Origin of the sequence: Nocardia sp. NPDC058480 (assembly GCF_042720495.1) — a bacterium.
Taxonomy (GTDB): domain Bacteria; phylum Actinomycetota; class Actinomycetes; order Mycobacteriales; family Mycobacteriaceae; genus Nocardia.
Map to the genome: position 1 here is coordinate 1,019,105 of NZ_JBHXMN010000001.1, position 24,803 is coordinate 1,043,907.

Sequence of the window (24,803 nt, forward strand, 5' to 3'; positions counted from 1 at the left end):
TAGGAGATGAGTTCGTTGATCTGCGATCCGGAAGAACTGCGCACGCTGTTCCTGTTCGAGAAGCTCGACGACACCCAGCTCGCCGAGCTGTGCGCCGTCGGGCGCATCGAGTACGTCGACCCTGGTCCGGTGTTCCGCGAGGGCGAACCGGCGACCTGCTTCTACGTGCTGATCGACGGCGAGGTGCGGCTGACCAAGCTGTCCGGTGGGGTGGAGATCGAGATCAACCGGACCGACCATCGCGGGGTGTACGCCGGCGCCTGGATGGCGTATCTGGGCGAGCGGGCGAACCAGAACTACAACGGCTCGATGTACGTGCTGCGCCGCTCCCGGTTCCTGGTCATGGACGCGGCGGATTTCTCCAGGATCATGCACGAGTGGTTCCCGATGGCCGTGCACCTGCTCGAGGGCGCGTTCTTCGGCGGGCAGAAGTCCAGCCAGCGGATCGCCGAACGGGAACGGCTGCTCGCCCTCGGATCGCTGTCGGCCGGGCTCACCCACGAGCTCAACAATCCCGCCGCCGCCGCGGTGCGCGCCACCTCCGGCCTGCGTGAACGCGTGGCCGGGATGCGGCACAAGCTCAAGATGATGGCCGAGGGCAAGTTCCCGGCCGACGCGCTGGTCAAGCTCGTCGAGCTGCAAGAGCAGGCCGCCGAGCAGGTCGCCAAGGCACCGGACCTCAGCCCGCTGGAAGCGGCCGATCGGGAGGACGCGCTGGCCGACTGGTTCGACGAGCGCGGCATCGCCGACGGCTGGAATCTGGCACCGACCTTCGTGCAGGCAGGCCTGGACACCGACTGGCTCGAGGGCGTGCACGCGACGCTGGAAGCGTGCCAGGCGCCGGTGTTCGAGGGTGCGGTGCGCTGGCTGAACTACACCATCGAGACCGAGTTGCTGATGAACGAGATCTTCGACTCGACCACCCGTATCTCCACGCTGGTCGGCGCGGCCAAACAGTATTCGCAGATGGATCGCGCGCCCTATCAGGTCGTCGACCTGCACGAACTGCTCGATTCCACGCTGGTGATGCTCAACCGCAAACTCGGTGACGGCGTACATGTGGTGAAGGACTACGACCGCGGCCTGCCGCCGATCCCCTGCTTCGCCGCCGAGCTCAATCAGGTGTGGACCAACCTGATCGACAACGCGGTCTACGCGATGGGCGGCGAGGGCACCCTGACAATCCGCACCTTCAAGGAAAACGACTGCGCCGCCATCGAAATCGGCGATACCGGGCCGGGCATTCCCGCCGAGGCGCGTGGTCGCATCTTCGAGCCCTTCTTCACCACCAAACCGGTCGGCGACGGTACCGGCCTCGGCCTCGACATCTCGTTCCGGATCGTGGTCAACAAGCACAACGGCGACATCCGGGTCGAATCGGAACCCGGCAACACGCGGTTCATCGTCCGTCTGCCCCTGAAGCCGGCAGCGGAGGATGTGAGCACACCTAGTACAGGAGGTCAGGATGGCTGAAGCGGGGATCGATCCGAGCGTGCCGCCCAGTGGCGCCGGTTGCGCCGAGTGCGACGAGAGCGGCGGCTGGTGGGTGCATCTGCGCCGCTGCGCCGAATGCGGGCATGTCGGCTGCTGCGACAGCTCCCCCAGCAAGCACGCGACCAAGCACTTCGAGGCCACCGCGCACCCGTTCATGCAGAGCTACGAACCGGGCGAGGACTGGTTCTACAACTTCTCCAGCGGGGAGATGTACAGCGACGGTCCCGAACTAGCCCCGCCGACCAGCCACCCGACCGATCAGTCCGCCCCCGGCCCGGCCGCCCGCGTACCCGCCAACTGGCAATCGCTCATGAGCTGACGCCGAGACGCCCTCGGCGCCCGGACGGCGCACCGGGGGCTCAGCTGCAAACATCCCGAAGATCCCGCCTGGCAAACGTCGTATGTCTCTTCCCTAAGGGGCCCGCCCTGATCTGGACTGACCGGAGGGTGCGACGAAGGAGTACCCGGAGGGAGGGAAGATCAGGGGCCCGAAGGGCCCCGCTCGAGCGCGCCAGCGCTCCAAATCAAGGCTTCATCGCGGCGGCCTCGGCGACCGGCTTGTCGGCATTGGCCGGCACCAGGCAGACCAGCTTCACGGTGCTGAGCGCCACGTTGGGGCTGCCGTCGAACGGGCCACCGGGGTTTTCCGCGAGGATCTTGTCGATCGCCTGCTTCTCGCCGTCCGCGTCGAGGGACTTGAACTGCGTGCAGGTGATGTCGGCGCTCACGGCGGCAGCGGTCGGCGCCGCGCTCGAGGTGGGCGCTGTGGTGGTGGCGGGCGCGCTGGAGCTCGGCGTGCCCTTGCGCAGCCCGCTCGCATCGGTGGAGTCGTCGCCGGAACCGCACCCGACCAGTGTCAGGGTCAGTGCCCCGGCGGCCAGAACGACGAGGGAGATTCGGTTCATCTGCTGCTTTCCCCGATAGATCGCGGCGCCGGTACCTCCGGCGCGTCCGGTGCAGCGTACCGACTTGCGGCGATAGTTCATCATGTCAGCCAGAATGGCCCTCTGACCTTGCAGGCGGCCTATCGATTCCTGATCGCGCCGCGAAGCGGCAGAATGGGGCGGTGGCTGAACTTTCGCTCACCGCCCGGCTCAACCCCTCCGCAGCCGATGCCCGCCGCGGGGTGGTTCGCTTGCACCCCGAGACACTGACCGCGCTCGGCCTGCGCGAGTGGGACGGCATCTCCCTGATCGGCGCGCGCAGGACCGCGGCGGTGGTGGCGAAGGCGCCGGCGGACAGTCCGCCGGGGGTAGCCCTGCTCGATGACGTGACGCTGTCGAATGTGGGGTTGCGGGAGAACGCGGCGGTGACGGTCGCCCCGGTGACGGTCTTCGGCGCCAAACAGATCTCGCTGAGCGGCTCGGCGCACGCGATGGCCAGCATTCCGGCGGCCACCCTGCGGCAGGCGCTGCTCGGCAAAGTGGTGACCGTGGGTGACACGGTGTCGCTGCTACCGCGCGATCTCGGACCCGATATCAGTTCCTCGGCGGCCACGCAGGCGCTCTCGCGCGCCTTCGGTATCGCCTGGACCACCGAGCTGCTCACTGTGACGGCGATCGAGCCGATGCCGGGACCGGTGAGCGTGCAACCGAATTCGGCCGTCGGCTGGGGTGCGGGCGCGGCCGCGATCCAGCACACGCTGGAACGTGACGGCGAGACGCACCAGCCTGCGGGAAGCACGGCTGGGCAGCAGTGGCTTTCGGAGTCTGATCAGCCGGTACCGGTTGCCGTGAAGGTGAGTTCGGGGAGCACACCGATCCAGGTCGAGGACCTGGCCGGGGTGCAGAGTCAGGCGGGCAAGCTGGCCGAATGGCTGAGCTTGGCGCTCGACGAACCCGAGTTGCTCAAGACGCTCGGCGCACCGGCGCATCTCGGGGTGCTCATCACCGGCCCGGCCGGGGTCGGCAAGGCCACGTTCGCCAAAGCTGTTGCCGCACCGCGTCGCATCGTCGAGGTCGACGGTCCGAGCGTCGGCGCCACCGAGAGCGGCACCCGGCTGCGCGAGGTCGCCGAGGCGGTCGCCGATGTCGCCACCGGACAGGGCGGCGTGCTGCTGATCACCGATATCGACGCACTGCTACCCGCCGAGGCCGAACCCGTCGCCACCCTGATTCTCGACCAGCTCCGGGCTGCGGTGCGCGCGCCGTGCGTGGCCCTGCTGGCCACCACCGCCCATCCGGCACAGGTGGATTCGCGGCTGCGGGCACCGGACCTGTGCGACCGCGAACTGGCACTGCCGCTGCCGACCGCGGCGATCCGGCGGGCACTGCTCGAACACTTGCTGCGCAAGGTGCCTGCCGGAAAACTCGATCTCGAGACGATCTCCTCGCGCACACCGGGTTTCGTGGTGGCAGACCTGACAGCGCTGTGCCGGGAAGCGGCCGTGCGCGCGGCAGGCCGGGCCAGCCGCGAACACACCGAACCCGCACTCATTCAGGACGACCTGATCGGCGCACTCGAGGTGATCCGGCCGCTGTCACGTTCGGGGACAGAGGAATTGGCGATCGGATCGCTCGACCTCGACGACGTCGGCGACATGGTCGAAACCAAACAGGCACTCACCGAAACGGTGCTGTGGCCGCTGCGCCACCCCGACTCGTTCGCCCGTCTCGGTGTCGAACCGCCCCGCGGCGTCCTGCTCTACGGGCCACCCGGCTGCGGCAAAACCTTCCTCGTGCGGGCACTGGCAGGCACCGGCCAGCTCAGTGTGCACGCGGTGAAAGGCGCTGAGCTGATGGACAAGTGGGTCGGTTCCTCGGAACGCGCGGTGCGCGAACTGTTCCAGCGGGCCCGCGACTCGGCACCGTCGCTGATCTTCCTCGACGAGGTCGACGCGCTCGCTCCCCGCCGCGGCCAGAGCAGCGACTCCGGGGTGTCGGACCGGGTGGTAGCCGCACTGCTCACCGAACTCGACGGTGTCGAACCCCTGCGCGACGTGGTGGTGGTCGGCGCGACCAACCGCCCCGAACTGATCGACCCCGCACTGTTGCGGCCGGGCCGGCTCGACCGCCTCGTCTTCGTCCCACCGCCGGACGGCCCGGCGCGGCTCGAGATCCTGCGCACGGCGGGCCGCTCGGTTCCGCTCGCCACCGACGTCGACCTGGCCGTCCTGGCAGAGGATCTCGACGGCTACTCGGCCGCCGACTGCGCCGCCCTGCTCCGCGAGGCCGCGCTCTCGGCACTGCGCCGCGATATGGCCGCCGCCGACGTCACCGCCGAGGACGTGGCCACGGCCCGCGCCACCGTGCGCCCGTCCCTCGATCCCGCACAGGTCGAATCGCTGCGCCGCTACGCGGAGAGCAGGGCCTGATCTCGGCCACCGGAACTCGCCACCTACCGATCCGGACACGACATCCCAGGTGGAGGGGGTAGTCGCCGGTATCGTCGGCACGGTGCCCAAGATCGGTGATGGTCTGGACGTGGTCACGGCATTCGCCGGGGCCGCGACCGCGGGAATGTCGCTGTTCCTGCCGTTCAGCTTCGGTGACGAGTCGGGGATCGATTCGCCGTACCGCGTCACCAGTGTGATCAACAGCGTGCCCCGCGCGGCCGCGCTCGGCCTCATCGTCGCTGTCGTCGTCGCCGTGCTGGCCAGGCCGGTCACCCGGCCGGGGCTGATCTGGCTCACCGCGACGGGCGGGGCGACGGCCTTGGCGATCAACTACTTCATCGGCCAGGCGATGACCTCCGCCGATGTGATCACCACCCAGAACTACATCGACTCGCTGTGCGGCGGTGTGCTGTTCGGCGCGCTGTGCATCTGCGCGTGGCGGATGCGCTGGTCGGCGGTCGGTTTCGGGCTCGGGGTCCTGGTCGTGTTCGTCTACGGCCAAGTCGTCGCGGTGTTCACCTCGAACACCTCGGCGACGGCGGACAAGGCCGTGCACACCCCGTTCTGGCTGGTCGGCGCCGCGGTCGTCCTCCTCGCGGTGAACACCGCGCGCCACCGGCACGGCATCATGCTGTCCGCGGTGCCGCGCATAGCAGCGGATCTGCCGATCACCCCGATCATCGCCACCACTGTGCTGTCGCTGTCGCTACTGATCGCCACCGACTGGCTCGGCGCCGAGTTCGACGGACGGGACGTGACCACCTGGCACATCGTGGTCGCCGTGATCGTCACGCTCGTGGCGGCGTTCGTGGCCGCCACGCTGCTGCCCGGCCGCGACGGCACCGGTGTCCTGCTCGCGGTGAGCGTTGCCGCGGCAGCCGATTCGCTCGGTGACGCGCCGAGTCTCGGTTGGCATCTTCTCGTCGTTCTCGGCGTCGGTGTAGTCGCCATCCTGGCGGGCCTGCGATGGGCGACACCGTGGGGCGTGCTGCTCGGCGTCGCCGCGATCTGCGGTTTCGCCACGGTGGGCGAACACCTGCCGTGGGCGTTCGTGTGGCCGGCCGGGGTGGTGCTGGTGACCGGTGTCGCCGGCTACTTCATCGGTTCGATCCGGGTCACCTACCTGCCGAGCGCGATGCTCGGGCTCGGCGCGCTGTACCTGCCGTCGATCCTGTGGGCGATTCCCACCGGGCAGCGGCACTGGCCGACGAGCAACACCGCCGTTGCCGAGCGGGTGCCGGGCCTGGTCGCGCTGGCCATCACCGTCGGTGCCGCGGCCGGACTCGCGGTGCTGTACCAGATCCGGCCCGCCGCGCCGCCACGGGTGGCCCAGCCATAGCCACACCGCACCCGACATGGCCGACGCGACAACCTCGGTGCCACCGAACATCTCGTTCGCGCCCGTAGGATCGGGGCGCGCTACTCGACCGCTACCTACCCGACGGAGGGGGAGTTGCTAGCCGTTCTGCTCGTTCACGCACTGGCCGCCCTGCTGGCCCCGCTGTGCGTACGAGTGCTCGGCCGCAACGCTTTCTACCTGCTGGCACTGGTCCCGCTGGGCAGCCTCGGCTGGGTGATCGCGCACTGGGGCGACACCGTGCGCACGCAGGTGCGGTGGGCGCCGCAGATCTCGATGAATATCGACCTGCGGTTCGACTCCCTCGCCGCGGTGATGTGCACGCTGGTGCTCGGCGTCGGCGCGTTGATCCTGGCCTACTGCGGTCGCTACTTCCAGCGTGACGAAGCCCGGCTCGGGGTGTTCGCGGCCGAGCTGACCGGGTTCGCCGGTGCCATGTTCGGGCTGGTCGTCAGCGACAACATGGTGCTGCTCTACGTGTTCTGGGAAATCACGACGGTGCTGTCGTTCCTGCTCGTCGGCCATTACGCCGAGCGTTCGGTCAGTCGAAGGGCCGCGATCCAGGCGCTGCTGGTGACGGGCGCGGGCGGGCTGGCGATGCTGGTCGGGATCGTCATCCTCGGACTTCGCTACGACAGTTTCCTGCTCTCGGATCTGCTCGCGGCGAGCGCTGCCCCGCCGGGGAGCGCGGTATCGGTCGCTGTCGGCTTGGTACTGCTCGGGGCGATCAGCAAATCGGCGATCGTGCCGCTGCACTTCTGGTTGCCCGGTGCGATGGCGGCGCCGACGCCGGTGAGTGCGTACCTGCACGCGGCCGCGATGGTGAAAGCCGGTATCTACCTGGTGGCCCGGCTGGCGCCCGCGCTCGCGCAGACACCGCCATGGCATCTGATGCTCCTGCCGCTCGGCATCGCCACGATGCTGCTCGCCGGGTGGCGGGCGATCCAGGTACACGATCTGAAGCTGGTGCTGGCGTTCGGCACCGTCAGCCAGCTGGGTCTGATGATCACGATGATGGGCATCGGCACACCGGACGCGGCGCTGGCCGGGCTCGCCCTGCTGGTGGGACACGCACTGTTCAAGGCGTCGCTGTTCATGGTGGTCGGCATCATCGATCACGGCGCGGGCACCAGGGATCTGCGCAGGCTGTCCGGGCTGGGTCAGCGCGCGCCGGTGCTGTGCGCGATCGCGGTGCTCGCGGCGCTCAGCATGGCCGGCCTGCCACCGCTGCTCGGATTCGTCGGCAAGGAGTCGGCGCTCAGCGCGCTGTGGTCGGCCGAGGTGCTGAGCCCGCCGGTGCGGTTCGCCCTGCTGGCGGGGGTCACCGTCGGCTCGGCGTTCACCGTGGCCTACAGCATCCGATTCATCTGGGGCGCTTTCGGCATCACCGCGAATCCCGAGCGCGTGGTCACCTGGCACGCACCCGGCGCGCTGTTACTCGCTGCGCCCGCGGTGCTCGCGGTGGCCGGGCTGGCAGGCGGTCTCGACACCCCGATCGTCGATCGATGGTTGAGCCCCTACGCCGAGTCGCTACCCGGCGTACTCGATACCCATCTCGCCCTCTGGCACAGCTTCACCGGACCGCTCGCGCTGACAGTGGTCATCGTCGCGGCCGGTGTCGCCCTGTTCCTGACCCGCGGCCGGATCGGCGAACCCGCGCACCCGCGTCTCGGCAATGCCGATCGCGGCTACGACGCGGCGCTGCGGGCGATGGACCGGCTTTCGTTGCGCATCACCGGAACTGTGCAGTCCGGTTCGCTGCCTGCCAGCCAGGCCACCATCCTCGGCACCCTCATCGTGCTGCCGACGGTCTTGCTCGCCGTCGGCACACGTACGGGAGTGCAACTGCGACTGTGGGATTCACCACTGCAGGCCGCGATCGGCGCGATCATGATCGCGATGGCCCTGTCCGCCACCGTATTGCGGAACAGGTTGGCCAGCGTGCTCGTCGTCGGGGTGACCGGATACGGCTGCGGCGTGATCTTCGCGCTGCACGGCGCCCCCGATCTCGCGTTGACCCAATTCCTGGTCGAGACACTGACTTTGGTTGTCTTCGTGCTCGTCCTGCGCGGGTTCCCCGCGGAGATCGCCGACAGCCAGAACACGGCGTTCAAATTCCGCCGGGCCCTACTGGCCATCGCCGTCGGCATCACCGTCCCCGTTCTCGCCGCGTTCGCCATCGCCGCCAGGCACGGTGACCCGATCTGGCAGGCCATCCCGGACGCGGCCTACCGGATCGGCGGCGGCAAGAACGCGGTCAACGTCTTGCTGGTCGACATCCGCGCCTGGGACACCCTCGGCGAGATCTCGGTGCTCGTGGTCGCCGCGACCGGCGTCGCGTCGCTGGTCTTCCGCAGCCGCCGCTTCGGCAGCGCACCCCGCGCCGCTGATTCACCGAACTACGACCCCGACGCGGTGAGCTGGTTGCCCGCCGCACGCCTCCTCGACCGCCGCGACCGTTCGATGGTCCTGCAGATCACCACCCGCCTGGTCTTCCCCACCATCATGGTGCTGTCGGTGTACTTCTTCTTCTCCGGCCACAACGCGCCGGGCGGCGGGTTCGCGGGCGGCCTGGTCGCCGGGTTGGCCCTGACCCTGCGTTACCTCGCGGGCGGCCGATACGAACTGGGCGAAGCACTCCCGGTCGACGCCGGACACCTGCTCGGCGCGGGCCTCACCCTCGCCGCGGGCACCGCCACCGCATCGCTGCTGTTCGGCGCACCCCCGCTGTCCTCAGCGATCATCGAGGTGACGCTGCCGCTACTGGGCCACGTCAAACTGGTCACCTCCATGTTCTTCGACCTCGGCGTGTACCTGGTGGTTGTCGGGCTGGTGCTGGACGTGCTGCGCAGCCTCGGCGCCCGCCTGGACAAGGAGCTGACATGACCGCGAATCTCACTGTGCTGGTCACCATCGGCGTGCTCACCGCGTGCGGTGTCTACCTGCTGCTCGAGCGGGTGGTGTCGAAGATGCTGCTCGGGATGATCCTGCTCGGCAACGCGGTGAACCTGCTGATCCTCACGATGGGCGGCCCGGATGGGAAGCCACCGATCCTCGGCAGCTCCGACACCTCCCCCGACGGCATGGCCGACCCGCTCGCACAGGCCATGGTGCTCACCGCGATCGTGATCACCATGGGCCTGGCCGCTTTCGTGCTCGCCCTGGCCTATCGCGCCTACATGCTGACCACCACCGAAGACGTGGCCAACGACCCCGAGGACGCCCAGGTCGCCGCCCGGCGCGAGCGGGAGGATCCCGAACAGTGACCCTGTCCCCGGATCTGCTGCCGACCATCGCCGCACTGCCCGTGCTGGTTCCGCTGCTCGCCGCCGCGGCGACGCTGGTGTTCGGCCGCCGCCCGCGCCTGCAGGGATTGATCACGCTGACCGCGCTGTCGGTGGTGCTGGTGATCAGCGGACTGCTGCTGTACCTCGCCGACCGCGACGGCACCACCGCCGTGCAGGTGGGCGGCTGGCCGACCCCGATCGGCATCACCCTCGTCGTCGACCGGCTCAGCGCCGCGATGCTGCTGGTCTCGGCCTTCGTGCTGCTCCTGGTGTCGATCTACGGTGCGGGACAGAACATTTCCGACGGTGACCAACACCAGCCGACCTCGATCTACCGGCCCACCTACCTGATCCTGACCGCGGGCGTGTCGACCGCGTTCCTGGCCGGTGACCTGTTCAACCTGTTCGTCGGCTTCGAAATCCTGCTCGTCGCCTCGTTCGTGCTGCTCACCGTCGGCGCCACCGAGGAGCGGATCCGCACCGGCATCGCCTATGTGATGGTGTCGATGGTGTCGTCGCTGATCTTCCTGATCGGCATCGGCCTCACCTACGCGGCGACCGGCACCCTGAATCTCGCGCAACTGGCCGTGCGCCTGGAAGCGACGCCGAGTGGCGTGCGCACCGCCTGCTACGCGGTGCTGCTGGTCGCGTTCGGGATCAAGGCGGCGGTGTTCCCGCTGTCGAGCTGGCTGCCCGACTCCTACCCCACCGCGCCCGCGCCGGTCACCGCGGTGTTCGCGGGTCTGCTCACCAAAGTCGGTGTCTACGCGATCATCCGCACCCACACGCTCTGGTTCCCCGATGGCGCGTTCGACGACATCCTGCTGGTGTGCGGGCTGGCGACGATGCTCATCGGCGTCCTCGGCGCCATCGCGCAGACCGATATCCGGCGACTGCTCTCGTTCACGCTGATCAGCCACATCGGCTACATGGTGTTCGGCATCGGCCTCGCCAGCACCGCCGGGCTGACCGGCGCGGTGTTCTACGTGGCCCACCACATTCTGGTGCAGACCGCGCTGTTCCTCGCTGTCGGATTGATCGAACGCCAAGCCGGGTCGGTGTCGTTGCGACGGATCGGCGGACTGGCGACAGCGAGTCCGCTGCTCGGCGTGCTTTTCCTGGTCCCCGCTCTGAATCTCGGTGGCATCCCGCCTTTTTCGGGATTCATCGGCAAGGTCGCGCTGCTGGAAGCCGGTGCCGCCGACGGCAGCGTACTGGCCTGGGTGCTGGTCGCGGGCTCGGTGCTCACGAGCCTGCTCACGCTGTACGCGGTGGCGCGGGTCTGGAGCAAAGCGTTCTGGCGGCCGCGCGAAGAGGCGCCGGAAGGTCATCTCACCGCGGCGAACCTGCCGACACTGATCGAGGATTCGACCGATGTGCACTACGAGGACCGCACCGATCCCGGCCGGATGCCCGTGCTGATGGCGCTGGCCACCGCCGGGCTCGTCTGCGCCGGGCTCGCGCTCACCGTGTTCGCCGGGCCCATCCTCGGTATCGCCGAACGCGCCGCGGGCGACCTGAACGACCCGTCGGTGTACATCGACTCGGTACTCGGACCGGAGCAGCGATGAGCCGACTCATCAACCGCGACAACGTCCTTCGCATCGGCGTACTGATCTGGCTCGCCGCCGTCTGGGTCGCGCTCTGGGGCGATCTGAGTGTCGCCAACGCACTCGCCGGCGGCGTGGTCGCGCTGATCGTGGTCTTCGCGCTTCCGCTCCCCTCGGTTCCGGTGGCCGGGCGCTTCCATCCGCTGTCGTTTCTCGAATTGATCGCAGTCAGTACCTATTACGCGCTCGAGTCGAGTCTGCAGGTGGCCTGGTTCGCCATCCGGCCCAGCGGGCCGCCGGTCTCGGGCGTGCTGCGCGTGCACCTGGGCATCCAGTCGGATCTGGTGCTGGTGATGTGCGCCGACCTGCTCAACCTGATCCCCGGCACCATGGTCCTCGAACTCGACCGCCCGCGCTGCGTGGTCTACGTGCACGTGCTCGATGTGGGCAGCGACGAGGCGGTCGCGAAGTTCTATCACATCACCCGGCGCCTGGAGCACCTCATGATCAATGCCTTCGAACGCCCGAACGAACGCCGCCGGGTCGACCCACCACCGGAGGTGCAACCGTGACCGTCGTCGCCATCATCGCAGGCATCCTGCTCACCGCCGCCGCGGTGATCACCAGCTACCGCGTGCTCGCCGGGCCGAGCACCCTCGATCGCGTAGTCGGTATCGATTCACTGATGGCCATCGCCGCGTCCGGGCTCGCGGTATGGGCCGCCTACAGCGACGACACCACGGTGATCCCCGCGATCGTCGCGCTCGCGCTGGTCGGTTTCCTCGGCTCGGCCGCGGTCACCCGATTCCGCGTCAGGGACGACCGATGAGCATCTGGGAATGGGTATCGGCGGTCCTGATCCTCACCGGCTGCGCACTCGCGTTCACGGCCTCGATCGGCATCGTCCGCTTCCCCGACACCCTCACCCGCATGCACGCGGCCACCAAACCCCAGGTGGTCGGCCTCATCCTGATCCTCGTCGGCACCGGCATCGACATCCGCGACGACCTCAACGTCTGGATGCTCGTCCTCACCGGCCTGTTCACGATCATCACGGCCCCGGTCATCGCCCACCTCATCGGCCGCACCGCCTACCGAGAACAACGCCACCGCGACGGGTTGTTCTGACAGCGAATGTTCATGTCATCGAGTGTGGCTGCGGTCAGAATCGTCGCCGACCATCCGCGCAACTGCGCGAGGTCAGCACTGCCCACAATCGCAAGGATCTCGAGTGACACCGCACCGAACTTCAACGCGAGCTGATCAGCGAGCAACTCCCGCAACATCGCGACCCGCCCGCGCGCTTCCCCGCGCGCCTCCCCGCGAGCTTCCCCGCGGGCCTCCCCAATGGCTTCGCCCTCGGCCCGAAGCTGTTCAGCAGTCGTCACGAGTGCGTCCTTTGCTTGGGGCCCGAGCTGGTCGATGAGCGGACGCAGCTCGACTGTCGGTGTTTTGCGCTGGACTGGTGTTCGAGCAGGAAGTACAGGTACGCCTCGTGGCCGTCGATGCGGGTTCGGAAAAGAAGGTCGCTGTAGGTCGCACGTAGATGTTTCGATACGAAACTGCACGGCAGTAGCTCGAGCGCGGACCAGTCGACCCGGGCCTCGAGCTCATCGGGCACCATGGGTCGTATCTGCGACGCGGCGTCGACCGGGTTGGTGAGCAGATGACGAACCAGCGAATCGTGTGGCTTCGAAGCCGAATCCCCCATAGCCACACGCTATCTCGCATGGTCAGCTCATCAGACAGCGGCATCGCCTTTCGCGGGCGTCGGACGCGCGGCCAGAAGTGTTGGCCGAGGACGCAACTCGGGGTTCGGTGCTTGGAAGCGGGCAAGGACCCGGTCCTTCACACCACAGACCCGCCGCAGAGCCTCCGGTAGGTCCCGTCCGTTGTGGCCTTAGGCGGCGGTCGTGATTCGCTCCATGGCGGGCGCGGGGGCGGTGGCGAACCAGGTGGTGTGGAAGGCGATCGCCACCGCGGCCAACAGCCCGATGACGATCGCGCCCGCGGCCACCGGGTACTCCGCCATCGGCACCGCCAGGTAGCGGTAGGACAGCAGCAGCGCCGCGAACACCACGGCACCGAAGCCGACCAGCCGAATCCGGAACGCACCCCAACCACGCTCGGGCGCGCGCAACGCCGATTCGACGGTCAGGCACAGCACCGCGCCCGCCACCAGATCCACGCCGTAGTGATACCCGAACCCCAATGTCGCGGTCACCGTGGCGGCCAGCCAGAACGCCCCGCCCCAGCGCATCCAGATCGGCGCGCGCGACCCGTCCACATCGCGACGGGTGTGGATGAACAGCGACAGCGCCCACGCGGTGTGCATCGAGGGCATGCAGTTGCGCGGGGTGAACTCGTCGAACGGCAGCGCGGCCGGGTTCGAGTCGATCGGCGGCAGCGCGGCGGGCCAGAAGTTGCCCACCTCGAAACCGTGCCCGTCGGCCCCGAACGCGAACATCGGCCCGACTACCGGGAACAGCACATAGAACAGCGGCCCGACCAGCCCGAGCACCAGGAAGGTGCGCACCAGATAATGGGTCGGCCACTGCCCGGTCGTGACCACCTTGCGCAATTGCCACACCGCCACCGCGATCGCGGCCACCGGCAATTCGATGTAGACCCAGTGCAGCACCGCGTACACCTCGGGCCCGAGCACATCCAGCACCCGCCCGACGACCCACGCCGGGTCACCGAGCGCGTGATCGGCGAGCAGCGCGTACTCGTCGAGCACCGTGGGTCGCACCGCCGAGGTCAGGTGCAACCACACATCACCCACCTTGGTCGCCAGCACCAGCAGCGCACCGAGTGCGACGGCCTTCAACGCGTCACCGCGCTCACGACCCCGCCAACGCAGCACCGCGATGACCGCGAGCATGGCCAGCACGATCGTCGGCCCGTTGCCGACCGTGAACGGCTTGCCGTCGATGAGCCGCAGCGCGACCCACACCGCATCGATCCCGATCGCGGCGGCCAGCGCGATCACCCGGCGGCGCGCGGAGATCCCGACGAGTGCGAGCACCAGCCCGGCCCACGGCACCGACATCGATTTCGGCGTGCCGACGAAGTCGCGAGCCAGGCTGGCCAGTGGTCCGTCGAAGCCGTTGACCGACGCGACGATCTGCAATCCGACCAGCAGTGCGAGCACCGCGGCCACCGCGACAACGGCGAGTGTGCGTGGTTCACGCAGGCGAGAACCGAGGGCGGCACCCCCCGCAACGGCGCGCGGATGTTCGACAAGCATCCAGCCATCGTAAACGGCGGGTAAACGCCGACAACCCGCGCAGCTGAACGCTAATGATCCAGCTCGCGCACCAGCGCGTCGACGACCGCGACCATATCGCCATGGGTCTGCGTGGCGACCCGGCGTTGCCGCTGGTAGGAGGCACCGTGGCGGGGGATGTCAGCCACCGCGGCCAGCTCGTCGACACAGCCGAGACGCTTCGCGGTCGGCTCGAGCCGGGTGAGCAGGTCCATCAGATCGTCGGTGACCAAACGCTCATTGCTGGCGTCGTCGACGATCACGATCGCGTCGAGCCCGTAGCGCGCGGCCCGCCATTTGTTCTCCTGCACATGCCATGGCGGCAGCGTCGGCAGTTCCTCGCCGTTTTCCAGGCGCCGGTCCAGGTCGACGATCAGGCAGTGGATCAGCGCGGCCACCGAAGCCAGTTCGGCGGGGCTGGACAGCCCGTCGCATACGCGCACCTCGATGGTGCCCCACTTGGGTGCGGGCCGGATATCCCAGTGCATGCCGCCGAGTTGTTCGAACACACCGGTTTTCATCTGGTCGTGCACGAAACCTTCGAATTGGCGCCAGTTCTCGAACTGGAACGGCAGCCCGGCGGTCGGCAACTGCTGGAACATCAGCGCCCGGTTGCTCGCGTAGCCGGTGTCGTCGCCGGACCACATCGGCGAGGACGCCGACAGCGCGAGCAGATGCGGATACGACAGCAGCAGCGAGTTCAGGATCGGAAAGACCTTGTCCCGGTGCGAAACTCCCACGTGCACATGCACGCCCCAGATGAGCATCTGGCGGCCCCACCACTGGGTGCGTTCGATCAGTTCGTCGTAATGCGGTGAGCGCGTGAGCTGTTGGGACGACCACTGCGCGAACGGGTGGGTGCCCGCGCAGAACAGGTCGACACCGAGTGGATCGGCCGCGCGCCGCACCGCGTTCATGGTGCCGCGCAGATCGTCCACCGCGCCGCCGACCGTGTCGTGCACGCCCGTCACCAATTCGACGGTGTTGCGCAGCAGTTCCTTGGTGACCTGCGGGGTGCCGTCGTGGGCACGCAGGTCACCGACGGCATCGAACACCGCCGAGGCCGTGTTGGACAGATCGCGCGTCACTTTGTCGACGAGCGCGATCTCCCATTCGATGCCGATCGTCGGCCGGGGCGAACCGCGAAACGGAACCGACTCGTATGCCCCGGCCATGGGTGTCTCGCTAACCGACGACGCCGCACGCCACCCGGGCGCCCGCATCACCGGTGTTCAGGGTGGTCTCGTCCGGGCCGGTGCCACCCTCACGGGTGTAGCGCGGGGGGATGTTGCCGAAGTTGTCGGCGCCGGCGTGGATGATCAGCGCCTTGCCCTTGACGTTGTCGAGGGTGACCGTGCTGGTCTGGGTGACCAGCTTCGCGGAACCGTCGGCGCCGACCTGCAGCGAGGTGAGGTCACCGCTGGCCGGGTGCGCGGTGGCACCGCCGACCTGCAGATGCCCACCGGCCGAGGTGAAGTCGCCCTCGCAGGTGCCGTTCTGGTGGAAGTGCAGGCCGTGGAAGCCGGGCGTCAGACCGTGCGCCTCGACGGTGACGACCAGGTGGCCACCCTCCTGCACGATGGTCGCGGTGCCGACCTCGGCACCCGAACCGTTCTTGAGCGAGGTCTTCAAACCGCCCGCGACGCCACCGTGCTCGTCGCCGTGGCCGGGGGCCGCCGCGGTCGGCGAGGGTGCGGCGTGGCCGCCGTTTTCACCTGCCGGTGCCGACGAGCTGGTCCACACCGGCGGCGTGGTGCCCTTGACGTCACTCGACTCCTGGCTGTTGGTGCAGGCTGCGAGCCCGAACGCGGCGACCGCGAGCACCGGGGTCACAATGCGCCAGGACGGGCGACGAGTTGTCGACGTGGCCATCAGGGGACTCCTTATCGGACTGGGGCTATACCGCTCAAGATGATGCCACAGCGGCGACGCGACCTACGGCACCGCGTGCCGCGCCTGGTTCAGCGACCGGTCAGTACGACGACGACACCCGGCGAGGTGTCCCCCGACTTGGGCGCGACCGTCCCGCCGACCTGTGCGGCGATCTCGGTGGCCGCGGCCTTGTCGCCCGCGCCGCCGCCGTAGTACACGGTGGTGGTGGTGAGGTTTTCGCCGCTGTAGTTGCCGGTGCTGACATTGGTCCAACCCGCCGTGGTCAGTTCGCTCGCGGTCCGCGCGGCCAGGCCCGCGACCAAGCTGTTGTTCAGCACCCGTACCGGCACCGCCTGATTGGCGGCACCCGCGGCGGGGGTCGTGGTCGTGGCGGTGGTCGTCGGCGCGACGGAGGTCGTTGTGGTCGGAGCGGCCGCGCTGGTGGTGGTCGGCGCGGCCTTGGTGGTGGCGGGCGCCTGCGCGACCGCGCTGGAGGTGGTGGTCTCGGTCGGCTCCGCATCCGATGCCACGGCATCGGAGTTCGACAGCGACATCGCACCCAGACCGGCGAAGACAATGGCCAGCGCGATCAACACCATCGCCAGCGCGCGCAACGGCGGGCCGCCGGGGGTGGGGTTCGGGTTGCTCACCCGCCCAACCCTAGCCGCAACAGCGGGTGTGTGGCCGTCATGTCAGACCTGGAAACCGAGTTTGCGGGCGGCACGCGACTTCTGCCGGCTCGCCCGCAGTCTGCGCAGCCGCTTGACCAGCATCGGGTCGGCGGCCAACGCCGCGTCGGAGTCGACGATCGCGTTGAGGACCTGGTAGTACCGGGTGGCCGACATGGCGAACAGTTCGCGGATCGCGTCTTCCTTGGCGCCCGCGTATTTCCACCATTTGCGTTCGAAGTCCAGGATGTCGAGCTCGCGGCGGCTCAGACCGGTGCTCTCGTCGGCCACCGAATCCTGTTCGCCCCCAGCGGGGCCGTCGGAGATCCCGGAGATATGCCGAGCTGCGCCGTCCATCTTGCTCCCTCGCCGAGTATCACGAGACGCTGAATACCGTCGTCATTCAACCACGGGTTCCCCGGATCCTTCGACCCATGTCACGGCGTGTTGACTCCGAGCCAGTAGGGGTGGCGCGGCCCACAGGGGTCCGCCGATCACCGGCCCACCCGAGCGGCGATAATGGCGACCATGGCAATTCTCCCGATCGTGATCGTCGGTGACCCCGTTCTGCACAACCCCACCGCGAAGGTGACGGAGACCCCCGCGGAGCTGGCCGAGCTCATCGCGGATATGTACGACACTCTCGAAGAGTCGAAGGGTGTCGGCCTGGCGGCCAATCAGGTCGGCGTCGGCAAGCGGCTGTTCGTCTACGACTGCCCCGATTTCGACGCGAGCGGCAATCCGCTTCGCCGCAAGGGCGTGGTGGTGAACCCGGTGCTGGAGACCTCGGCGATCCCCGAGACCATGCCCGACCCCGATGACGACGAGGAAGGCTGCCTGTCGGTGCCCGGCGAGCAGTTCCCGACCGGTCGCGCGGATTGGGCGAAGGTCACCGGGACCGACGCGGACGGCGAGCCCGTCGAGCTGGAGGGGACCGGCTTCTTCGCGCGCATGCTGCAGCACGAGGTGGGCCACCTCGACGGTTTCCTCTACGTCGACGTGCTGATCGGCCGCAATGCCCGCGCCGCCAAGAAGGCGATCAAGCGAAATGGCTGGGGCACACCGGGTTTGAGCTGGATCCCGGGAACCGTCCCCGACCCCTTCGGCCATGACGACTGAGACATGGCGGCTGGCGCCGCGGTTCTCGGCCCTGAGGCCTCGATCTTCCCTCCCTCCGGGCACTCCTTCGTCGCACCCTCCACTCAGTCCAGATCAAGGCGGCCGAGAACCATGATTCCGCTCGGGCGGCGCGTGGTGATGCGGTACCAGCTGCCCGCCGGTTATCCCCAGCCGCTCACCGATGTGATCGGCGAACTGGTGTCGCTGACGCCGCCGTCGGTGCGTACCGCCGAGGGTGAGCTGGTCTCGGTGTCCGCCGATCGCGTTGTCGCGTTGAAAGCGCTGGGGCCAAGGCCCATTCGGACCAAGGAGATCCGGTCGCTGGAGACCGCGGCGGCCATGGCCTGGCCGGGCTGCGCGCACCTGTGGATCGACGGCTGGCTGGTACGGGCCGGTAACGGCTACACCGGGCGGGCGAATTCGGCTGTGCCGCTGGGTGAGTCGGGTGTGCCTGCGGTGTTGTCGATCGACACCATGCACAAGATCGCGGACTGGTACACGAGTCAGGGGTTGCCGCTGCTGCTGCAACTGCCCGATCGGCTCGCCCCGGTCCCGCCGACCTGGAACACCTGGAGCGAGACCGTCGTCCTCGGTCTCGACATCGCGAATTTCGTGCTGCCGCAAGGCCCCTCGATGGTGCGGATCGCCGACGAGCCCGAGGACGGTTGGCTGCGGACACACCGCTACCGCGGCGAGATCCCCCTCGACCCCGCCGTGCGCGAACCGGACCGGACCGTGCTCACCTCGGTCCTGGACGGCACTGTCGGCTTCGCCTCACTCGGCCTGCCCGAGCCACTGTCCATCGGCCGCGGCGCGGTGACCACCGCCCCCGACGGCCGACGCTGGGTCGGCCTCACCTGTGTGGCCGTAGCGACCGCGCACCGCCGCAACGGACTCGGCGCGCTGCTGTGCGCCGAACTGATCCGATGGGGTGCCGAGCAGGGCGCGAGCCACGCCTACGTCCAGGTAGAGGTGGGCAACTCCGGCGCCCTGGCCCTGTACCGCGAACTCGGCTTCATCGAACACCACGCCTACCGCTACGCCGCCCCGCAGAATCATTAGCCCCGAAAGGTCCCTCGCTGTCGTGCGTCTCGCCACCTGGAACGTCAACTCGATCCGCTCCCGCGTCGATCGGGCGATCGCTTTTCTCGACCGCCACGACATCGATGTGCTGGCGTTGCAGGAGACCAAGTGCCGTGACGATCAGTTCCCCTTCGAGCAGTTCGAGGCCGCGGGGTACGAGGTGGCGCACGTGGGGCTCAATCAGTGGAACGGTGTCGCGATCGTTTCGCGGGTCGGGCTCACCGATGTCGAGCTCGCGTTCCCCGATCAGCCCGGTTTCGACAAGGACGCGGGCGATTCGCTGATCGAATCGCCGGTGGTCGAGGCGCGCGCGCTCGGTGCGACCTGTGGCGGGGTGCGGGTGTGGAGCCTTTATGTCCCCAACGGCCGCTCGCTCACCGACCCGCATTACACCTACAAGCTGAACTGGCTCTCGACCCTGCACGCGAAGGCGGCGGGCTGGCTGGCCGACGACCCCGAGGCCAAGATCGCGCTGGTCGGCGACTGGAATATCGCCCCCACCGACGACGACGTCTGGGCGCCGGAGCTGTTCATCGGCAAGACCCACACCTCCGCGCCCGAACGCGAGGCGTTCGCGTCCATGCTCGATCTCGGCTTCCGCGATGTGATGCGCCCGTTCGCCCCCGGCCCCGGCGTCTACACCTACTGGGACTACACCCAGCTGCGTTTCCCCCGCAAGGAGGGCATGCGCATCGATTTCATCCTCGCCTCCCCCGCCCTCGCCGACCGGATCAAGGACGCTGCGGTGGACCGCGAGGAACGCAAAGGCAAGGGCGCCAGTGACCACGCCCCGGTCATCGCCGAATTCTGAGTGGTCGGCGCGCATTCTCGGTACGTTGGAGGTGGAAGTTCCAGCTGCAACGTAGCGGGAGGTATCCCTTATGTCGTTCTATCGCCGCGTCGGGTCAGTGCCGCCGAAGCGCCATACTCAGCATCGGGATGAGTTCGGCAACCTCTACTACGAAGAGTTGATGGGCGAGGAGGGGTTCTCCGGGGACTCCTCGCTGCTCTATCACCGCGCCTTGCCACCCGCGATCGTCGATGCGACCGTCTGGCAGCTACCCGACCAGACCTTGACGCCGAATCATCCACTGCACCACCGACATCTGCGGCTGCCGCTGCTGTTCCCCGGCGATACACCCACCACGACCGACCCGGTGACCGGGCGCAGGTTGCTGCTGGCCAATGCCGATGTGCGGATCTCGTACGTGGTCGCCAAGGGCGCGTCGCCGCTGTACCGCAATGCCATCGGCGACGAGCTGGTGTACGTGGAATCCGGTGCGGCCGTGGTCGAGAGCGTGTTCGGGATCTTGCCGGTGCGCCAGGGAGACCAGGTGTTGATGCCGCGGGCGACAACCCACCGCTGGTTGCCGATGGGCGAGGAACCGTTGCGCGCGTATGTGATCGAGGCGTCGAGCCACATCACCCCGCCCAAGCGCTATCTCTCGAAATTCGGTCAGCTGCTGGAGAATTCGCCGTACTGCGAACGGGATCTGCACGGACCGCTCGAATTGCTGCTCGTCGAGGACACCGACGTGGAGGTGCTGGTCAAGCATCGCGCGGGCAACGAGGTGATCGGCACCAGGATGACGTACGCGAGGCATCCGTTCGATGTCGTCGGCTGGGATGGCTGCCTGTACCCGTACACGTTCAATATCGCCGATTTCGAACCGCTGACCGGCCGCGTACATCAGCCGCCGCCGGTGCATCAGGCCTTCGAGGCCACCAATTTCGTCATCTGCAATTTCGTGCCACGCAAGGTCGACTATCACCCGCTGTCGATTCCGGTGCCGTACTACCACTCCAACGTGGATTCCGACGAGATCATGTTCTATTGCGGCGGAAACTATGAGGCGCGCAAGGGTTCCGGCATCACCCAGGGTTCGGTGTCGGTACATCCGGGTGGTTACGCGCACGGGCCACAACCCGGTGCCTATGAACGCAGTATCGGGGCGGAGTTCTTCGACGAACTGGCGGTGATGGTGGATACGTTCCGGCCGCTGCAACTCGGCGAGGGCGCGCTGGCCTGCGAAGATCCGGCTTATGCGTGGACGTGGTCGGGTCGCGGGCCGGGGCTGCGATGAGCCTGCTGCGTGTGGAGGTCCCCGCCGATTCCCTGTTCGGGGCGGAGAACATGCCCTACGGCGTTTTCGCACCACCCGGTGGTGAGTTCCGCGTCGGTACCCGATTGGGCGATTCGGTGCTCGATCTGGCCGCGCTGCTCGACGATGCGGTGTTCCGCCGTCCCGACCTGAATGCCTTTCTCGCACAGGGCCACAGCCGCTGGCGCGAAGTCCGCGACCGGCTTCGTGAACTCGCAGGCACCGCGCTGCCCGTCGATGCCGTGCACCCGCTGTCCTCGGTGCGGATGGCGCTGCCGGTGCGGATCGGCGATTACGTCGACTTCTACGCCAGCATCGACCACGCCACCAACCTCGGCAGGCTGTTCCGCCCGGATAGTGAACCGCTGCTACCGAATTGGCGGCATCTGCCGGTGGGCTATCACGGCAGGGCAGGCACCGTCGTCGTCTCGGATACGCCGGTCATCAGGCCGCGGGGCCAGCGCCGCACAGCCTCCGGCGCACCCGATTTCGGACCGTCGGAACGGCTGGACATCGAGGCCGAATTGGGCTTCGTCGTCGGTACCGGCTCCACCCTCGGCGCACCGGTGACTGTCGACGAGTTCACCGAGCATGTCTTCGGCGTCGCCCTGGTCAACGACTGGTCGGCTCGCGATATCCAAGCCTGGGAGTACCAACCGCTCGGCCCGTTCCTCGGCAAATCGTTCACCACCTCGATCTCGGCCTGGATCACCCCGCTGGCCGCACTGACGCAGGCCCGGGTACCGCTACCGGCACAGGACCCCGAACCCCTGCCCTACCTGCGCGGCACCGGCAACTTCGGCCTCGATATCGATCTGACCGTCGCCTGGAACGGCGACGTCGTCGCACACCCGCCCTACTCACGCATGTACTGGTCCCCCGCCCAGATGCTGGCCCACCTCACCGCCAACGGCGCCTCGATCCGCCCTGGCGACCTCTACGCCTCCGGCACGATTTCCGGCCCGGGGCCTGCCCAACGCGGCTCCTTCATCGAATTGTCCTGGGGTGGTACCCAACCCATCACGGTGAACGATCAGACACGCACCTTTCTGGCCGACGGCGACGAGGTAACGATCACCGCCACCGCGCCGGGCACCGAGGGCAAGCGAATCGGTCTCGGCGAGGTCGGCGGCCGAATCCTGCGGGCACGCGACACCTGAGGCCCCGAATTCTCGCGGCAGCCGAGCTCCGAAGCACCGATAGCGGGTGCGGGCCTGCCGCCGCGTCCACCCAGGGGCGGAGATGGTACTCGACCTACCTCCACCCCGAGGCGGTATCGGGCGGATTCGGGCGCGGGATACGGTGACGGTTCGAACGTTTCCGAGCAGAGGGCACCCGACGATGTTGACGAGTATCGCCCGCACCGCCGTTGCCCGACCACGGCTGGTGGTCGCGGTCGCGCTATTGCTGATGATCCTGAGTGGCGCGATCGGCGCCACCGTGCACTCGCACATGAAATCGGGCGGATTCGTCACCGACGATCTCGATTCGGTGCAGGCCAGCCAATACCTGAGCGACCACTTCCCCGGTAGCGAGCCCAACTACGTCCTGACGATCTCCGCCGATGACGTGGCCGATTCCGCCGCCGCGCGCGCGGCCGCCGACCATGCGATCGCCGTCCTCGACGCACATTCCGAGATAGTCAGCGGGGTGCAGTCGTATTGGACCGCGCGCCCCGACCTCAAACAGGCAATGCTGAGCAAGGACCGCAAGCACGCGCTGATCCTGGCCAGCATCGAAGGCGACGATGCCGAGCTGCCGGTTCGAGCGGCGAAACTGAGCGAAGAACTGCAGATCGACAGCGGTCCGGTGACGATCAAGGCCGGTGGGCTCGCCGCGACCTTCGGCGACATCAACACCCAGATCAGCAAGGATCTGATCATCGCCGAGGCGATCGCGATCCCGATCACCGGTCTGCTGCTGGCGCTGGTGTTCGGCAGCCTGATGGCCGCCGCGCTGCCGGTGGCGATCGGACTGTTCGCCATCGCGGCGTCGCTGGGCATTCTGCGCGTGCTGACCGCTCTCACCGACGTGTCGATCTTCGCGCTGAACATGACCACGGCACTCGGACTGGCGTTGGCGATCGATTACAGCCTGTTCATCGTCAGCCGGTATCGCGAAGAATTGACGGCGGGCGCCACCCCGGCCGCGGCGGTGACCCGCGCGATCCGCACCGCTGGTCGCACGGTCGTGTACTCGGCACTGGTCGTCGCGCTCTCGCTGTCGGCACTGCTGGTGTTCCCGCAGTACTTCTTCAGGTCGTTCGCGTACGCGGGCATCGCCGTGGTCGCCGCCGCGGCGGCCGCCGCGGTGATCGTGCTGCCCGCCCTGCTCATTCTGGTCGGTCATCGCATCGATGCGGGCGACCTGCGCGCACCGATCCGCCGGCTGTTCCGGCTGGCTCCGAGGACGGAAAAGGCACCGCGTCAGACGTTTTGGTATCGCCTTGTCATCGCCGTGATGAAGCGGCCGATGTCGATCGCGCTGGCCACCACCGCGTTCCTGCTGCTGCTCGGCGCGCCGTTCCTCGGTGTCCAGTTCGGCTATCCCGACGACCGGGCGCTGCCCACCGACGTCGCCAGTCGCGAAGTGGGTGACATCCTGCGCACCGAATTCGACGCCGACCTCGCCTCGAGCGCGACCATCGTGCTGCCCGAGTTCCGTGGCAGTACAGCGGAACTCGACACCTACGCCCGCGAGCTGTCCAAGGTCCCCGATGTACCGGCCGTCCTCAGCAGTGCTGCGGTGTATCGCAACGGGATGCGGGTAGCAGCGGGCGTGCCCGAGATGACGGACCCGCAGCACGGCGCCTACCTGTCGGTCGCGACCTCACTGGACCCCTACTCCAGCGCGGGCGGCGCCCAGCTCGACACCCTGCGCACGGTCGCCGCACCATCGAAGGCCCTGATCACCGGCCCTGGGGCGCTGAATCAAGACTCGGTCACCGCGATCACCGGCAAACTGCCGCTGGCCGGCGCGCTGATCGCGCTCACCACCCTGGTGCTGCTGTTCCTGTTCACCGGCAGCGTGGTGTTGCCGATCAAGGCACTGATCCTCAACATCTTGTCGCTGGCGGCGACGTTCGGCGCGATGGTGTGGATCTTCCAGGACGGTCACCTGTCGGGGCTGCTCGGCTTCACCGCCACCGGCACCCTCAACCTGGCCATGCCCATCCTCATGTTCAGCCTGGCCTTCGGCGCGTCCATGGACTACGAGGTCTTCCTGCTGTCGCGGATTCGCGAGGAATGGCTGGCCGGGCCGAAGACCACCGCGGGCAATACCGAGGCCGTCGCGATGGGCGTGGCCCGCACCGGGCGCATCTTCACCGCCGCCGCGTTGCTGATGAGCATCGTGTTCCTCGGCGTCGCCACCTCGGGTGTGTCGATGATGAAACTGTTCGGCCTCGGCTGCGCGCTCGCGGTGATCAGCGACGCGACGGTGATCCGTGGCCTGCTCGCACCGGCACTCATGCGGATGATGGGCACCTGGAACTGGTGGGCGCCCAAGCCCCTCGTGGTGCTGCACAACAAGTTCGGGCTCGACGAGGCCGAGGACATCGCCCACGACGCACCGAAGCGGCTCCACTCGGCGTCGAGGTAGCGACCGCGCGCGCGATCCGTCCGGTCTATCCCCGGGCGGGTCGCGAATCCCGGCGGGTATCGTCGGCGG

General features: G+C 68.1%; 23 protein-coding genes. 16 read left to right on the forward strand and 7 right to left on the reverse strand.

Going from position 1 to position 24,803, the window contains the following annotated elements:
* Window positions 1-6: 6 nt before the first annotated feature.
* Entirely contained in the window at window positions 7-1,473 is a 1,467-nt protein-coding gene (locus ACFWO8_RS04710) for an ATP-binding protein (protein ID WP_378942118.1), read from the forward strand.
* Window positions 1,466-1,813 (forward strand): UBP-type zinc finger domain-containing protein, encoded by a 348-nt coding sequence (locus tag ACFWO8_RS04715; RefSeq protein WP_378942125.1) that lies wholly within the window; start codon window positions 1,466-1,468, stop codon window positions 1,811-1,813. Before ACFWO8_RS04710 ends, ACFWO8_RS04715 begins: the two co-directional genes overlap by 8 nt.
* A 205-nt stretch (window positions 1,814-2,018) precedes the next feature.
* Here the strand turns inward: ACFWO8_RS04715 and ACFWO8_RS04720 are convergent, their stop codons facing one another.
* Window positions 2,019-2,483 (reverse strand): hypothetical protein, encoded by a 465-nt coding sequence (locus tag ACFWO8_RS04720; protein ID WP_378942128.1) that lies wholly within the window; start codon window positions 2,481-2,483, stop codon window positions 2,019-2,021.
* 77 nt (window positions 2,484-2,560) lie between these two features.
* Between ACFWO8_RS04720 and ACFWO8_RS04725 the strand changes: the two genes are divergently transcribed.
* From ACFWO8_RS04725 to mnhG, 8 genes are all read left to right on the forward strand, one after another.
* Complete coding sequence (locus tag ACFWO8_RS04725) at window positions 2,561-4,807, forward strand: AAA family ATPase (RefSeq protein WP_378942135.1); 2,247 nt, start codon at window positions 2,561-2,563, stop codon at window positions 4,805-4,807.
* An 82-nt stretch (window positions 4,808-4,889) separates the two neighbouring features.
* The gene (locus ACFWO8_RS04730; RefSeq protein ID WP_378942139.1) at window positions 4,890-6,167 is read left to right on the forward strand and encodes a hypothetical protein; all 1,278 of its coding nucleotides are present in this window, start codon (window positions 4,890-4,892) and stop codon (window positions 6,165-6,167) included.
* Between the two features lie 114 nt (window positions 6,168-6,281).
* Window positions 6,282-9,071: a Na+/H+ antiporter subunit A gene (locus tag ACFWO8_RS04735; RefSeq protein ID WP_378942144.1), complete on the forward strand. Its 2,790-nt coding sequence runs from the start codon at window positions 6,282-6,284 to the stop codon at window positions 9,069-9,071.
* On the forward strand, window positions 9,068-9,451 hold the full coding sequence (locus ACFWO8_RS04740; protein WP_378942148.1) for a Na(+)/H(+) antiporter subunit C: 384 nt from the start codon (window positions 9,068-9,070) through the stop codon (window positions 9,449-9,451). The genes ACFWO8_RS04735 and ACFWO8_RS04740 overlap by 4 nt, the downstream gene beginning before the upstream one ends.
* Window positions 9,448-11,043 carry a Na+/H+ antiporter subunit D gene (locus tag ACFWO8_RS04745; RefSeq protein ID WP_378942154.1) on the forward strand — a complete coding sequence of 532 codons (1,596 nt, stop codon included), beginning with the start codon at window positions 9,448-9,450 and terminating at the stop codon, window positions 11,041-11,043. The genes ACFWO8_RS04740 and ACFWO8_RS04745 overlap by 4 nt, the downstream gene beginning before the upstream one ends.
* Entirely contained in the window at window positions 11,040-11,594 is a 555-nt protein-coding gene (locus tag ACFWO8_RS04750) for a Na+/H+ antiporter subunit E (protein ID WP_378942159.1), read from the forward strand. The genes ACFWO8_RS04745 and ACFWO8_RS04750 overlap by 4 nt, the downstream gene beginning before the upstream one ends.
* Complete coding sequence (locus tag ACFWO8_RS04755; RefSeq protein ID WP_378942162.1) at window positions 11,591-11,851, forward strand: monovalent cation/H+ antiporter complex subunit F; 261 nt, start codon at window positions 11,591-11,593, stop codon at window positions 11,849-11,851. Before ACFWO8_RS04750 ends, ACFWO8_RS04755 begins: the two co-directional genes overlap by 4 nt.
* A complete protein-coding gene (mnhG, locus tag ACFWO8_RS04760) occupies window positions 11,848-12,150 on the forward strand; it encodes a monovalent cation/H(+) antiporter subunit G (protein ID WP_378942177.1) in 303 nt (100 codons plus the stop codon). The genes ACFWO8_RS04755 and mnhG overlap by 4 nt, the downstream gene beginning before the upstream one ends.
* Before the next feature lie 256 nt (window positions 12,151-12,406).
* Here the strand turns inward: mnhG and ACFWO8_RS04765 are convergent, their stop codons facing one another.
* From ACFWO8_RS04765 to ACFWO8_RS04790, 6 genes are all read right to left on the reverse strand, one after another.
* Window positions 12,407-12,733, reverse strand: a complete 327-nt coding sequence (locus ACFWO8_RS04765; RefSeq protein WP_378942181.1) for an Rpn family recombination-promoting nuclease/putative transposase — start codon at window positions 12,731-12,733, stop codon at window positions 12,407-12,409.
* A gap of 189 nt (window positions 12,734-12,922) precedes the next feature.
* Window positions 12,923-14,272, reverse strand: a complete 1,350-nt coding sequence (locus tag ACFWO8_RS04770; protein ID WP_378942186.1) for a DUF5933 domain-containing protein — start codon at window positions 14,270-14,272, stop codon at window positions 12,923-12,925.
* Between the two features lie 50 nt (window positions 14,273-14,322).
* Window positions 14,323-15,465: a glutamate--cysteine ligase gene (locus ACFWO8_RS04775; protein ID WP_378942189.1), complete on the reverse strand. Its 1,143-nt coding sequence runs from the start codon at window positions 15,463-15,465 to the stop codon at window positions 14,323-14,325.
* A gap of 10 nt (window positions 15,466-15,475) precedes the next feature.
* A complete protein-coding gene (locus ACFWO8_RS04780) occupies window positions 15,476-16,162 on the reverse strand; it encodes a superoxide dismutase family protein (RefSeq protein WP_378942195.1) in 687 nt (228 codons plus the stop codon).
* A gap of 89 nt (window positions 16,163-16,251) precedes the next feature.
* Complete coding sequence (locus ACFWO8_RS04785; RefSeq protein ID WP_378942200.1) at window positions 16,252-16,812, reverse strand: LytR C-terminal domain-containing protein; 561 nt, start codon at window positions 16,810-16,812, stop codon at window positions 16,252-16,254.
* Between the two features lie 42 nt (window positions 16,813-16,854).
* Window positions 16,855-17,187, reverse strand: a complete 333-nt coding sequence (locus tag ACFWO8_RS04790; protein WP_378942205.1) for a DUF3263 domain-containing protein — start codon at window positions 17,185-17,187, stop codon at window positions 16,855-16,857.
* Window positions 17,188-17,358: 171 nt separating this feature from the next.
* On the opposite strand from ACFWO8_RS04790, the gene ACFWO8_RS04795 reads away from it, so the two are divergent.
* The 6 genes from ACFWO8_RS04795 (at window position 17,359) to ACFWO8_RS04820 (ending at window position 24,734) form a co-directional block, all read left to right on the forward strand.
* Entirely contained in the window at window positions 17,359-17,949 is a 591-nt protein-coding gene (locus ACFWO8_RS04795; protein WP_378942210.1) for a peptide deformylase, read from the forward strand.
* 111 nt (window positions 17,950-18,060) lie between these two features.
* On the forward strand, window positions 18,061-19,011 hold the full coding sequence (locus tag ACFWO8_RS04800; RefSeq protein WP_378942218.1) for a GNAT family N-acetyltransferase: 951 nt from the start codon (window positions 18,061-18,063) through the stop codon (window positions 19,009-19,011).
* A gap of 22 nt (window positions 19,012-19,033) precedes the next feature.
* Window positions 19,034-19,843: an exodeoxyribonuclease III gene (locus ACFWO8_RS04805; RefSeq protein WP_378942229.1), complete on the forward strand. Its 810-nt coding sequence runs from the start codon at window positions 19,034-19,036 to the stop codon at window positions 19,841-19,843.
* A 70-nt stretch (window positions 19,844-19,913) separates the two neighbouring features.
* On the forward strand, window positions 19,914-21,116 hold the full coding sequence (locus ACFWO8_RS04810; RefSeq protein ID WP_378942237.1) for a homogentisate 1,2-dioxygenase: 1,203 nt from the start codon (window positions 19,914-19,916) through the stop codon (window positions 21,114-21,116).
* Between the two features lie 2 nt (window positions 21,117-21,118).
* Complete coding sequence (gene fahA / locus ACFWO8_RS04815; RefSeq protein WP_378943217.1) at window positions 21,119-22,294, forward strand: fumarylacetoacetase; 1,176 nt, start codon at window positions 21,119-21,121, stop codon at window positions 22,292-22,294.
* A gap of 181 nt (window positions 22,295-22,475) precedes the next feature.
* Entirely contained in the window at window positions 22,476-24,734 is a 2,259-nt protein-coding gene (locus tag ACFWO8_RS04820) for an MMPL family transporter (RefSeq protein WP_378942240.1), read from the forward strand.
* Window positions 24,735-24,803 lie beyond the last annotated feature (69 nt).

Bases quoted from the DNA above. Each gene is read 5' to 3' on its own strand.
- ACFWO8_RS04710 (WP_378942118.1), top strand. From the start codon at position 7: ATGAGTTCGTTGATCTGCGATCCGGAAGAACTGCGCACGCTGTTCCTG.
- ACFWO8_RS04715 (WP_378942125.1), top strand. From the start codon at position 1,466: ATGGCTGAAGCGGGGATCGATCCGAGCGTGCCGCCCAGTGGCGCCGGT.
- ACFWO8_RS04720 (WP_378942128.1), bottom strand. From the start codon at position 2,483: ATGATGAACTATCGCCGCAAGTCGGTACGCTGCACCGGACGCGCCGGA.
- ACFWO8_RS04740 (WP_378942148.1), top strand. From the start codon at position 9,068: ATGACCGCGAATCTCACTGTGCTGGTCACCATCGGCGTGCTCACCGCG.
- ACFWO8_RS04750 (WP_378942159.1), top strand. From the start codon at position 11,040: ATGAGCCGACTCATCAACCGCGACAACGTCCTTCGCATCGGCGTACTG.
- mnhG (WP_378942177.1), top strand. From the start codon at position 11,848: ATGAGCATCTGGGAATGGGTATCGGCGGTCCTGATCCTCACCGGCTGC.
- ACFWO8_RS04765 (WP_378942181.1), bottom strand. From the start codon at position 12,733: ATGGGGGATTCGGCTTCGAAGCCACACGATTCGCTGGTTCGTCATCTG.
- ACFWO8_RS04770 (WP_378942186.1), bottom strand. From the start codon at position 14,272: ATGCTTGTCGAACATCCGCGCGCCGTTGCGGGGGGTGCCGCCCTCGGT.
- ACFWO8_RS04775 (WP_378942189.1), bottom strand. From the start codon at position 15,465: ATGGCCGGGGCATACGAGTCGGTTCCGTTTCGCGGTTCGCCCCGGCCG.
- ACFWO8_RS04780 (WP_378942195.1), bottom strand. From the start codon at position 16,162: ATGGCCACGTCGACAACTCGTCGCCCGTCCTGGCGCATTGTGACCCCG.
- ACFWO8_RS04790 (WP_378942205.1), bottom strand. From the start codon at position 17,187: ATGGACGGCGCAGCTCGGCATATCTCCGGGATCTCCGACGGCCCCGCT.
- ACFWO8_RS04795 (WP_378942210.1), top strand. From the start codon at position 17,359: ATGGCAATTCTCCCGATCGTGATCGTCGGTGACCCCGTTCTGCACAAC.
- ACFWO8_RS04800 (WP_378942218.1), top strand. From the start codon at position 18,061: ATGATTCCGCTCGGGCGGCGCGTGGTGATGCGGTACCAGCTGCCCGCC.
- ACFWO8_RS04810 (WP_378942237.1), top strand. From the start codon at position 19,914: ATGTCGTTCTATCGCCGCGTCGGGTCAGTGCCGCCGAAGCGCCATACT.
- ACFWO8_RS04820 (WP_378942240.1), top strand. From the start codon at position 22,476: ATGTTGACGAGTATCGCCCGCACCGCCGTTGCCCGACCACGGCTGGTG.